Consider the following 10,429-nt stretch of genomic DNA (forward strand, 5'->3'; position numbering starts at 1 on the left):
ATCCCGGAACCTTTCTCGTGGCTGCGGTGTATCAGAGGTATGAAGACTATTCGGGGTTACGCGAATTGTGCCGGGGCGGTGCGGTCAGCGTCGCGACATGTAGATGTCGAGCGCCTTGTGGAGCAGCTTGTTGAGCGGGAAGTCCCACTCGCCGATGTACTCGACAGCCTCTCCACCCGTGCCCACCTTGAACTGGATCAGTCCGAAGAGGTGGTCCGTCTCGTCCAGGGAGTCGGAGATGCCCCGCAAGTCATAGACGGTGGCGCCGAGCGCGTAGGCGTCCCGGAGCATCCGCCACTGCATCGCGTTCGAGGGCCTGACCTCACGGCCGATGTTGTCCGAGGCGCCGTAGGAGTACCAGACGTGCCCGCCGACGACGAGCATCGTCGCCGCGGACAGGTTCACGCCGTTGTGCCGCGCGAAGTACAGCCGCATGCGGTTGGGGTCCTCGGAGTTGAGGGCCCGCCACATCTGCTGGAAGTAACCCAGCGGTCGCGGACGGAACTTGTCGCGGATCGCGGTGATCTCGTAGAGGCGCTGCCATTCGGCGAGGTCCTCGTAACCGCCCTGGACAACCTCGACGCCGGCCTTTTCGGCCTTCTTGATGTTGCGTCGCCACAGCTGGTTGAAGCCCTTGAGGACCTCGTCCAGGGAGCGGTTGGCCAGCGGCACCTGGAAGACATAACGCGGCTGTACGTCACCGAAGCCGGCGCCGCCGTCCTCGCCCTGCTGCCAGCCCATCTTCCGCAGCCGGTCGGAGACTTCGAAGGCACGCGGCTCGATGTGCGAGGCCTCGACGTCCCGCAGGCGCTTCACGTCCGGGTTCTGGATGCCCGACTTGATCGCGGGAGCGTCCCAGCGCCGGATGACGACCGGCGGGCCCATCTTCACGGAGAAGGCACCCTGCCGCTTCAGATGCGCAAGCATCGGCTGCAGCCAGTCGTCCAGGTTCGGCGCGTACCAATTGATGACCGGGCCCTCGGGAAGGTACGCGAGGTAGCGCTTCACCTTGGGCAGCTGTCGGTAGAGCACCAGGCCCGCACCGACGAGTTCGCCGGTCCGGTCGTCGAACCAGCCCAGGTTCTCCGAACGCCATTCACTCTTCACATCCGCCCATGCCGGGACCTGGCAATGACTTGCCGACGGCAGGCTCTGGATATACGCCAGATGCTGCTCGCGACTGATGGTCCTCAGGGTCAGACTCATTCGGGGCGCTCCTCGGGCTGGTGTGTCCCCATGGGTACAGGGGCTCCGGCTCTCGCGCCGAAGCCTACTGTGCCCCGAGAGCGCCCCGTCTGGGCGTACGGAACCTTGGCCCCCGCCTCAGGTGCGGCGGGGGCGTCCGGGGTCGGTTACCAAAGCCCGCCGAAGAGTCCGCCGTGGGCCATACCCAGGAAGAATCCGACCGCCGAGGCTCCGAGACCGAGGATCAGGCCGAAGCGCTCGCGGGTCGTCTCGGAGATGAACTGTCCCCAGGCACCCGTGGCGATCCCCACCAGGCCGGCCCACGAGCTGAGCAGATGGAGGTTGTGGAACATCGCCGTGACGAAGGCGATCGCACCCAGGATCAGGGTCACGCCGAGCAGCGTGTCCTGCATGGGATGGGCCTTGCCGTCCGTGGCGAAGAGAGAGCCGGCGGTGTTCGGTCGCAATGTCTGTGCCATGAGGCACCTCCTGCGGAAGGCGGCGCACTGTAGCGCCATACACACCCGATGTGTACAGATTCTGCCCTTTCGCGGCCGGATTTCAACCGGAAGCCCAGGTGCGGGTACTCTGTACCGTCTGCACCGGTGTCTGCCCAGGCCATGGCAGGGACTCCCGATCGGTCTACTGATCGGGGAGCCCGATTGTCAGTGGCTGCCGATACCGTTGCGTACGCATCACGACCCTCCTGCCACGGAACGACCGTGGCCGCTGAGTCCAAAGGAGGTGGGTTCCACATGCGTCACTACGAAGTGATGGTCATCCTCGACCCCGATCTCGAGGAGCGCGCTGTCTCCCCGTTGATCGAGAACTTCCTCTCCGTCGTCCGTGAGGGCAACGGAAAGGTCGAAAAGGTCGACACCTGGGGCCGTCGTCGTCTCTCGTACGAGATCAAGAAGAAGCCCGAGGGCATCTACTCGGTCATCGACCTGCAGGCCGAGCCTGCGGTCGTCAAGGAGCTCGACCGCCAGATGAACCTGAACGAGTCGGTCCTCCGGACCAAGGTCCTCCGTCCCGAGACCCACTGAGCTTCCTAGCTCAGCGGTATTCGGGATCCGAGTAGCAGCAGCAAAAGCAGCCAGCAGCAAACCCGCCGAGAGGTTCCCCCATGGCAGGCGAGACCGTCATCACGGTCGTCGGCAATCTTGTCGACGACCCCGAGCTGCGCTTCACCCCGTCCGGTGCGGCGGTCGCGAAGTTCCGTGTCGCGTCCACTCCCCGCACCTTCGACCGTCAGACCAATGAGTGGAAGGACGGCGAAAGCCTTTTCCTCACCTGCTCGGTCTGGCGTCAGGCGGCGGAGAACGTCGCGGAGTCGCTTCAGCGAGGCATGCGCGTCGTCGTGCAGGGCCGGTTGAAGCAGCGGTCGTACGAGGACCGTGAGGGCGTCAAGCGCACGGTCTACGAGCTGGACGTCGAGGAAGTGGGCGCCAGCTTGAAGAACGCCACGGCCAAGGTCACCAAGACCACCGGTCGAGGCGGCCAGGGCGGTTACGGCGGCGGTGGCGGCGGCCAGCAGCAGGGCGGCGGCAACTGGGGCGGCGGCCCCGGTGGCGGCGGTCAGCAGCAGGGCGGCGGCGGTGCTCCCGCCGACGACCCCTGGGCGACCGGTGCGCCGGCCGGCGGCGGTCAGCAGGGCGGCGGCGGTGGCTGGGGCGGAAGCTCCGGCGGCGCCGGCGGCTCTGGCGGCTCCGGCGGCGGCTACTCGGACGAGCCCCCCTTCTAGGCCTCAGGCCAAGGGTGGGCCGTTCCCACACTTCTTGATCAAACAGGAGAGAACACATGGCGAAGCCGCCTGTGCGCAAGCCTAAGAAGAAGGTCTGCGCATTCTGCAAGGACAAGGTCACGTACGTGGACTACAAGGACACGAACATGCTGCGGAAGTTCATTTCCGACCGCGGCAAGATCCGTGCCCGCCGCGTGACCGGCAACTGCACGCAGCACCAGCGTGACGTCGCCACGGCCGTGAAGAACAGCCGTGAGATGGCGCTGCTGCCCTACACGTCCACCGCGCGATAAGGGAAGGGTGACCGACAAATGAAGATCATCCTCACCCACGAGGTCTCCGGCCTCGGTGCCGCCGGCGAGGTCGTAGACGTCAAGGACGGCTACGCCCGCAACTACCTGATCCCGCGGAACTTTGCGATCCGCTGGACCAAGGGTGGCGAAAAGGACGTCGAGCAGATCCGTCGTGCTCGCAAGATCCACGAGATCGCGACCATCGAGCAGGCCAACGAGGTCAAGGCCAAGCTCGAGGGCGTCAAGGTCCGTCTGGCCGTCCGCTCCGGCGACGCCGGTCGTCTCTTCGGTTCCGTCACCCCGGCTGACGTCGCTTCGGCGATCGAGGCTGCCGGTGGCCCGAAGATCGACAAGCGTCGCGTCGAGCTGGGCTCGCCGATCAAGACGCTGGGCGCCCACGCGACGTCCGTGCGTCTGCACCCCGAGGTTGCCGCTCAGGTCAACATCGAGGTCGTCTCCGCCTAAGCACTGCGCTTGGCAGGGCTGAAGCAACCGTTGGGCCGCACCCTCAGGGTGCGGCCCAACGTGTTTCACGGACGTGCTGTTTCACGGGCCCGCTGTTTCACGTGAAACAGCGGGACGAGCGAGCGGGACGAGGATCAGCGGGTGGCGCCGGTGACGATCCAGTGGCCGGAGCGCGTACGCAGCCAGAGGGTCACCATGCGGACCGCCATCATCAGGGTCATCGCTCCCCAGACGGCGGTCAGTCCGCCCCCGAGAGTGGGCACGAGGAGTGCCACCGGAGCGAAGACCGCCAGCGTGGCCAGCATCGCCCAGGCCAGATAGCGGCCGTCTCCCGCGCCCATCAGGACGCCGTCGAGGACGTAGACGATGCCGCAGATCGGCTGGGAGATGGCCACCACCACAAGTGCGGGCAGGGCCGCGTCCTGGACGACGGAGTCGCTGGAGAAGAGCGGGATGAACAGTGGCCGGGCGAGGACGACCAGCACACCGAGAGCGACGCCCGAGGCGATGCCCCACTGCACCATGCGACGGCAGACGTCGCGCGCTCCTTGGGGATCGTTCGCGCCGAGGTAGCGTCCGATGATCGCCTGGCCTGCGATGGCGATGGCGTCGAGCGCGAAGGCCAGAAGGCTCCACAGGGACAGGATGATCTGGTGGGCGGCCACGTCGGCGTCGCCGAGGCGGGCCGCCACCGCGGTCGCGATCATGAGGATCGCCCGCAGCGAGAGCGTACGCACAAGAAGTGGGGTGCCGGCTTGGGCACAGGCCCTGATCCCGGCGGCGTCGGGCCGTAGGGAGGCGCCGTGGCGTCTGGCTCCGCGGACGACGACGAAGAGATACACGGCGGCCATCGCGCACTGGGCGATGACGGTGCCCCAGGCGGATCCTGCGATGCCCAGGCCGGCGCCGTAGACGAGGGCCACGTTGAGGACGCCATTGGCGACGAAGCCGCCGATCGCGACGTACAGCGGGGTCTTGGTGTCCTGGAGCCCGCGCAGGACACCGGTGGAGGCCAGGACGACGAGCATGGCGGGGATGCCGAGCGAGGAGATGCGGAGGTATGTGATCGCGTACGGTGCCGCGGTGTCCGATGCACCGAAGAGCTCCACGAGCGCGGGTGCGGCGGGAAGAACGACGGCGATGACGGCGGCGCCGAGCAGGAGGGCGAGCCAGATGCCGTCCATGCCCTGGCGGATGGCGGCCTGGAGATCCCCGGCGCCCACCCGGCGGGCGACGGCGGCCGTGGTCGCGTAGGCGAGGAAGACGAAGATGCTCACGGCGGTGGTGAGGAGCGCCGAGGCGACGCCGAGTCCGGCCAGTTGTGCGGTGCCGAGGTGGCCCACGACGGCGCTGTCGACCATTACGAAGAGAGGCTCGGCGACGAGCGCGCCGAAGGCGGGAACGGCGAGGGCGATGATCTCTCGGTCATGCTGTCGCCGAGCGGTCTTGGGCGCCGCGGGAGCCTGTGTCATGGGCACCAATCTAATCTTCCACAGGTAAGAGATGCAATGCTCTTAAGACCCTTACCTGGTCTCGAGTCGGACACTCTTCGGCGCGCTGTTCGGCAGGAACTTGGTCCGACTGGGGAAGTTTTTCTTCTGCACAGCCGGTGGACGGGAAAGGTGCAGGTCAGAGGCGGTTTATGGAGAACGCTGAGTGCTTGTTCACAGGGCTGTCCACCGAGCCGTGCACAGGTTTGGCGGGGTTCTCCACAGCAACGCGCCCGTCATCCACACCGCCTGTGGATAACCAGATTGGCTGACGGTGCCCACGGGCCTACCGTGGGGCGGCGCCCCCCTCGTGATCCGGCCTCGGAAAGCCCGTAAAACCGACGCGTCAGAACCGGAGTCGGGCCGCTTATTTGTCAGTGTCGTGCCGTAAGAAAGAAGGGCACGGCGAGGTCCGCGCGGCGGACGTGAGGGAGGTGGCCCGGTGAGTATTTCCGAGCCCTTGGACGACCCCTGGGCCGACAGCGGTCCCAGTGACCGTCTGCCCGTCTCCCGACAGCGCCGCGACGGAGGCAGAGGCCGCGACGAGCAGCACGAGCGCGGCCGCGAAGGCGGTGGCTGGGACGGCGGTGGCACCGCCTTCGAGCGCGTACCTCCGCAGGATCTCGACGCCGAGCAGTCGGTGCTCGGCGGCATGCTGCTCTCCAAGGACGCCATCGCCGATGTCGTCGAGGTGCTCAAGGGCCACGACTTCTACCGGCCCGCGCACGAGACGATCTACACGGCGATCCTCGACCTGTACGCCAAGGGGGAGCCGGCCGACCCGATCACCGCGGCGGCCGAGCTCACCAAGCGCGGTGAGATCACCAAGGTCGGCGGGGCCTCGTATCTGCACACGCTGGTGCAGACGGTGCCGACCGCGGCGAACGCCGAGTATTACGCCGAGATCGTCCACGAGCGGGCGGTCCTGCGTCGCCTCGTCGAGGCGGGCACACGCATCACACAGATGGGATACGCGGCCGACGGCGACGTCGACGAGATCGTCAACAGCGCCCAGGCCGAGATCTACGCCGTCACCGAGCAGCGCACCAGCGAGGACTATCTTCCGCTCGGCGACATCATGGAGGGCGCGCTCGACGAGATCGAGGCGATCGGCTCGCGCAGCGGCGAGATGACCGGAGTGCCGACGGGATTCACGGACTTCGACTCGCTGACGAACGGCCTGCACCCGGGCCAGATGATCGTCATCGCGGCCCGCCCCGCCATGGGTAAGTCCACGCTGGCCCTCGACTTCGCGCGTGCCGCGTCCATCAAGCACAACCTGCCGAGCGTCATCTTCTCCCTGGAAATGGGGCGCAACGAGATCGCGATGCGCCTGCTGTCCGCGGAGGCCCGGGTGGCGCTGCATCACATGCGCTCCGGCACGATGACGGACGAGGACTGGACGCGGCTCGCGCGCCGGATGCCCGAGGTCTCGGCCGCCCCGCTCTACATCGACGACTCCCCGAACCTGTCGATGATGGAGATCCGCGCGAAGTGCCGCCGTCTCAAGCAGCGTGCCGACATCAAGATGGTGATCATCGACTATCTGCAGCTGATGCAGTCCGGTGGTTCGAAGCGCGCCGAGAGCCGTCAGCAAGAGGTCTCGGACATGTCGCGAAACCTGAAGCTGCTCGCCAAGGAGCTCGAGGTCCCGGTCATCGCGCTCTCGCAGCTGAACCGTGGTCCCGAGCAACGTACGGACAAGAAGCCCCAGGTATCCGACCTGCGCGAATCCGGATCCATCGAGCAGGACGCGGACATGGTGATCCTGCTGCACCGCGAGGACGCGTACGAGAAGGAGTCACCGCGCGCGGGCGAGGCGGACATCATCGTGGGCAAGCACCGTAACGGTCCGACGGCGACGATCACCGTGGCCTTCCAGGGCCACTACTCGCGTTTCGTGGACATGGCGCAGACGTAGCACTTCCGCTTGCTGGGGGGCCGTCATCGACGCGGTGGGTCCGCGTAGCGAGTGGCGATCTCGGCGGCCCGGTCGCGCAGGGCGATGCGCAACGACCTCGGGGACAAGGCTTCCGCGTCCGTGCCGAGCTGCCACAGCGCCCACTCCGCGTGGCGTGAATCCTGGAACGTCACCTCCAGCCGCAGCCAGCCCTCTGCCTCGGGCTCTTCGGCGCGGACAGCCACCGCGGTGCTCAGCAGGTCCTCGCGCCGCTCCGGGCTCACCCGTACCAGCACGGCGATGTGGCCGTCGGACAGGAACCGCGCACAGCGTTCCCGCCAAGCCTCTTCAAGATCGACTCGGTTCGGTCGCTGTGCCGGTTCTGGGAGTTCCTCGGCAGCCAGTATTCGCGACAGCCGGTAGGTGCGGTCCGCGTCGGATCTCCTGGCCAGCAGGTATCCCCGGTCGCGCACGGTGACCAGGCCAATCGGATCCACCGTGCGCCACTGCGGCGGCTGGCCCGTGGCCGCGTAGTGGATGCGCAGCCTGTGTCCGGCGAGCACGGCGCGCCGGACCTCGATCATGGTGGCGTCGGGCACCTTCTCGGTGACCGGTCGCCGTGAGAGCAGGTCGGTTTCCGGCTCCACGAGGATCCGTCGGGCCGCATCGCTCGCGGAGGCCTGGTGGCTCTCGGGCAGCGCGTCGACCACCTTGCGCATGGCCGAGGCGAGCGCTGAGCCGAGCCCGAACGTCTGCTCGCCGCGTCCCGAGCCGGCGGTCAGCAGGGCGAGGGCCTCGTCGTGGTTCAGGCCGGTGAGCTCGGTCCGGAAACCGGGCAGCAGGGCGAAACCGCCGTGGCGTCCGCGTTCGGCGTAGACCGGGACGCCTGCCGCGGACAATGCCTCGATGTCCCGCAGCACGGTGCGGGTGGACACCTCGAGCTCGCGGGCCAGCATGTCCGCGGTCAGCCGGCCGCGCTGACGCAGCAACAGCACCAGCGAGACGAGTCGGTCGGCGCGCATACGAGAACCCTCTCAAATACATGACCGAGGATGTCGTGAATTGTTGCGAGGCTCCTGAGCACCGACGTCACCGATGGCCTTCAGAACGCCGACGGACGTACGTGCTCGCCATGAATCGAATGGAGCTGATGTGGCAATGGAACGAACGGCAGTCAACCCGGTGACGTGGTCGGTGGAGATGGGATTCAACCAGGGTGAGGTCGTCTCCGGACACACCCGGACCCTGTACTGCTCCGGGCAGACCGCGATGAACGGTGACGGCAAGCCCCAGCATGGCGGCGACATGGCCGCGCAGTTGGCGCTGAGTCTCGACAACCTGGAGGCCGTGCTCGGCGAGGCGGACATGTCCCTCGCGAACCTGGTCCGGCTCAACGTGTACACCACGGACGTCGACCTCCTGTTCCCGCACTACGGCGTTCTGGCATCGCGGTTGGGCGTTGCCGGTGTGGCACCGACCACCACGATGCTCGGGGTGACGCGGCTGGCGATCCCCGGCCAGATGGTCGAACTCGAGGGCACTGCCGTCGCGTGAGGCGACCTCTCCGCCGTGCCACATAGGGGTTCTGGCGGTGAAGGCAAAGGCTTCTGGCTGTATGTCAGGTCAGGCGCCGCGTGGCATCGCCGAGGGTGGTCACGCCCTCGGCGATGTCGGTGGCGGTCGGGGCGGCGTAACCGAGGACCGGCGCCGAGAGCGGTGGTAGCGGTGCTTGGTGTCGACCGGGACCGGCGGGGCGTCGAGGCCGCCGTTGCGCATGTTCTGGCGGGCGGCGGCTCGCGTTGTGCGTAGCCGACAGCTGAATTGGCTCGACGCGCGGCTTCTCCGAAGGTGGACTAGGGCCATGACATCACCGCGTGAAGAGTTGCTGCCCACCACCCGTCGAGCTTTGCTGCACCGCGTCGCCACTGCTCAAGCGGAGGGGAGGGCGCCCTCACTTGTCGCTTCGGTGATCAGGGACGGCGAGTTGGTGTGGACCGAGGGCCGCACCTGCGTCGAGGGGCACGCACCGGACGAGAACGTCCAGTACCGCATCGGCTCGATCACCAAGACCTTTACCGCCGTGCTGGTGATGCGGCTGCGCGACGAGGGCGTCCTCGACCTCTCCGACCCCCTGGAGAAGCACCTTCCGGGTACGGCCGCTGGCGACGTCACCATTGCGGAACTTCTCGCGCACACCAGTGGGTTGGCGGCCGAGACGCCGGGTGAATGGTGGGAGCGTACGCCCGCCTCGCAGCGCCCCGAGCTCGGGACCGTGCTGGGTGAGCAGCCCTTCAAGCACCCCACCGGGCGCCGTTTCCACTACTCCAACCCCGGATACACGCTGCTCGGTTCGCTGATCGAGGCGCTGCGGGGAGAGCCCTGGGAAGCCGTGTTGCGCCGCGAGATCCTGGAGCCGCTGGACCTGGACCGTACGAGTGCGCAGCCGCAGGCCCCGCACGCGGGTGGCTGGGCCGTCCACCCGTGGGCCGACGTGATGATGCCCGAACCCGCCGAGGATCTGGGCCTCATGGCACCGGCCGGGCAGCTGTGGTCCACGACGGCGGACCTGGGGCGCTTTGCCGCCTTTCTCCTGGAAGGCGACGACCGGGTGCTGTCCGCCGACACGGTGCGGGAGATGCGGGAGCCCGCGTCGCCCCTGGCGCCGGGGGACTGGGACGTCACGTACGGCCTGGGGACGCAGCTGATCCGCGGGGACGGGCGCACCTTGGTCGGGCACGGCGGGTCGCTGCCGGGCTTCATGGCCGGGCTGTGGGCGAGCGCGGAGGACGGCCTGGTGGCGGTCACGCTGACCAACTGCACCTCGGGCCCCGCTGTGACGGCGTTGGCCTTCGACCTGCTGAAGATCGTGGCGGAGGCGGAGCCTCGTATCCCCGAGGCGTGGCGTCCCCTGCCCGAGTTGGACGAGGGCCTGCTGAAGCTGGCGGGGCCCTGGTACTGGGGGACGAGCACCTTCGTGCTGCGGCCGAAGGCCGACGGTGCACTCGAGCTGGCGCCCCTTGCGGGCCGGGGCCGCGGATCAGGGTTCCGACCGAACGGCGACGGGGCCTGGACCGGGCTCGACGGCTACTTTGCCGGGGAGCGGCTGCGGGCGGTGCGGCGGTCCGACGGGACGGTGAGCCATCTCGACCTGGGCTCGTTCTTCTTCACCCGGGAGCCGTACGAGGCGGGGACGCCCGTGCCCGGTGGGGTGGACCCGGAGGGGTGGCGCGGGCTTCCCCTGTAGGAGTCCTTACAAAATCGGCGAGCCGGTGGGGGGGGGGGGGGGGGGGGGGGGAGAAAAAACCCCCCCAGCACAAAACCCAAAACAACACACCACGCCAAAAACGAAGAC

Annotated in this window: 11 protein-coding genes; 7 read left to right on the top strand and 4 right to left on the bottom strand. The window is 67.8% G+C overall.

What is annotated here, in order from left to right; translation table 11 throughout:
* Window positions 1–84: 84 nt before the first annotated feature.
* Complete coding sequence (locus tag ACZ5U5_RS32775) at window positions 85–1,206, bottom strand: lipid II:glycine glycyltransferase FemX (RefSeq protein ID WP_361828908.1); 1,122 nt, start codon at window positions 1,204–1,206, stop codon at window positions 85–87.
* Window positions 1,207–1,352: 146 nt separating this feature from the next.
* Window positions 1,353–1,664, bottom strand: a complete 312-nt coding sequence (locus tag ACZ5U5_RS32780) for a hypothetical protein (protein ID WP_399395643.1) — start codon at window positions 1,662–1,664, stop codon at window positions 1,353–1,355.
* Between the two features lie 276 nt (window positions 1,665–1,940).
* On the opposite strand from ACZ5U5_RS32780, the gene rpsF reads away from it, so the two are divergent.
* The 4 genes from rpsF to rplI all read left to right on the top strand — a co-directional run bounded on the left by rpsF (window position 1,941) and on the right by rplI (window position 3,687).
* Complete coding sequence (rpsF, locus tag ACZ5U5_RS32785) at window positions 1,941–2,231, top strand: 30S ribosomal protein S6 (protein WP_006604399.1); 291 nt, start codon at window positions 1,941–1,943, stop codon at window positions 2,229–2,231.
* Between the two features lie 80 nt (window positions 2,232–2,311).
* Window positions 2,312–2,929 (top strand): single-stranded DNA-binding protein, encoded by a 618-nt coding sequence (locus ACZ5U5_RS32790; protein WP_469028924.1) that lies wholly within the window; start codon window positions 2,312–2,314, stop codon window positions 2,927–2,929.
* 56 nt (window positions 2,930–2,985) lie between these two features.
* Window positions 2,986–3,222, top strand: coding sequence for a 30S ribosomal protein S18 (rpsR, locus tag ACZ5U5_RS32795; protein ID WP_003949403.1), 237 nt, complete (start codon window positions 2,986–2,988; stop codon window positions 3,220–3,222).
* Window positions 3,223–3,240: 18 nt separating this feature from the next.
* On the top strand, window positions 3,241–3,687 hold the full coding sequence (gene rplI / locus ACZ5U5_RS32800; RefSeq protein ID WP_190082966.1) for a 50S ribosomal protein L9: 447 nt from the start codon (window positions 3,241–3,243) through the stop codon (window positions 3,685–3,687).
* Between the two features lie 134 nt (window positions 3,688–3,821).
* On the opposite strand, the gene ACZ5U5_RS32805 is transcribed toward rplI, so the two are convergent.
* Window positions 3,822–5,159 carry an MATE family efflux transporter gene (locus ACZ5U5_RS32805; protein ID WP_469028927.1) on the bottom strand — a complete coding sequence of 446 codons (1,338 nt, stop codon included), beginning with the start codon at window positions 5,157–5,159 and terminating at the stop codon, window positions 3,822–3,824.
* Window positions 5,160–5,619: 460 nt separating this feature from the next.
* On the opposite strand from ACZ5U5_RS32805, the gene dnaB reads away from it, so the two are divergent.
* On the top strand, window positions 5,620–7,098 hold the full coding sequence (gene dnaB, locus ACZ5U5_RS32810) for a replicative DNA helicase (protein WP_469028929.1): 1,479 nt from the start codon (window positions 5,620–5,622) through the stop codon (window positions 7,096–7,098).
* A 23-nt stretch (window positions 7,099–7,121) separates the two neighbouring features.
* Here the strand turns inward: dnaB and ACZ5U5_RS32815 are convergent, their stop codons facing one another.
* Window positions 7,122–8,099 carry a helix-turn-helix transcriptional regulator gene (locus ACZ5U5_RS32815; RefSeq protein WP_469028931.1) on the bottom strand — a complete coding sequence of 326 codons (978 nt, stop codon included), beginning with the start codon at window positions 8,097–8,099 and terminating at the stop codon, window positions 7,122–7,124.
* A gap of 136 nt (window positions 8,100–8,235) precedes the next feature.
* Between ACZ5U5_RS32815 and ACZ5U5_RS32820 the strand changes: the two genes are divergently transcribed.
* Both ACZ5U5_RS32820 and ACZ5U5_RS32825 read left to right on the top strand, forming a co-directional pair.
* Entirely contained in the window at window positions 8,236–8,631 is a 396-nt protein-coding gene (locus ACZ5U5_RS32820) for a RidA family protein (protein ID WP_469028934.1), read from the top strand.
* A 307-nt stretch (window positions 8,632–8,938) separates the two neighbouring features.
* Window positions 8,939–10,321, top strand: a complete 1,383-nt coding sequence (locus ACZ5U5_RS32825; RefSeq protein ID WP_469028936.1) for a serine hydrolase domain-containing protein — start codon at window positions 8,939–8,941, stop codon at window positions 10,319–10,321.
* Window positions 10,322–10,429: the final 108 nt, after the last annotated feature.

The organism is Streptomyces sp. NPDC033177, assembly GCF_055577715.1.

Excerpts from the sequence above, each read along its gene's own strand:
- ACZ5U5_RS32775 (WP_361828908.1), bottom strand. The coding sequence starts at position 1,206 with ATGAGTCTGACCCTGAGGACCATCAGTCGCGAGCAGCATCTGGCGTAT.
- ACZ5U5_RS32780 (WP_399395643.1), bottom strand. The coding sequence starts at position 1,664 with ATGGCACAGACATTGCGACCGAACACCGCCGGCTCTCTCTTCGCCACG.
- rpsF (WP_006604399.1), top strand. The coding sequence starts at position 1,941 with ATGCGTCACTACGAAGTGATGGTCATCCTCGACCCCGATCTCGAGGAG.
- ACZ5U5_RS32790 (WP_469028924.1), top strand. The coding sequence starts at position 2,312 with ATGGCAGGCGAGACCGTCATCACGGTCGTCGGCAATCTTGTCGACGAC.
- rpsR (WP_003949403.1), top strand. The coding sequence starts at position 2,986 with ATGGCGAAGCCGCCTGTGCGCAAGCCTAAGAAGAAGGTCTGCGCATTC.
- rplI (WP_190082966.1), top strand. The coding sequence starts at position 3,241 with ATGAAGATCATCCTCACCCACGAGGTCTCCGGCCTCGGTGCCGCCGGC.
- ACZ5U5_RS32805 (WP_469028927.1), bottom strand. The coding sequence starts at position 5,159 with ATGACACAGGCTCCCGCGGCGCCCAAGACCGCTCGGCGACAGCATGAC.
- ACZ5U5_RS32815 (WP_469028931.1), bottom strand. The coding sequence starts at position 8,099 with ATGCGCGCCGACCGACTCGTCTCGCTGGTGCTGTTGCTGCGTCAGCGC.
- ACZ5U5_RS32820 (WP_469028934.1), top strand. The coding sequence starts at position 8,236 with ATGGAACGAACGGCAGTCAACCCGGTGACGTGGTCGGTGGAGATGGGA.
- ACZ5U5_RS32825 (WP_469028936.1), top strand. The coding sequence starts at position 8,939 with ATGACATCACCGCGTGAAGAGTTGCTGCCCACCACCCGTCGAGCTTTG.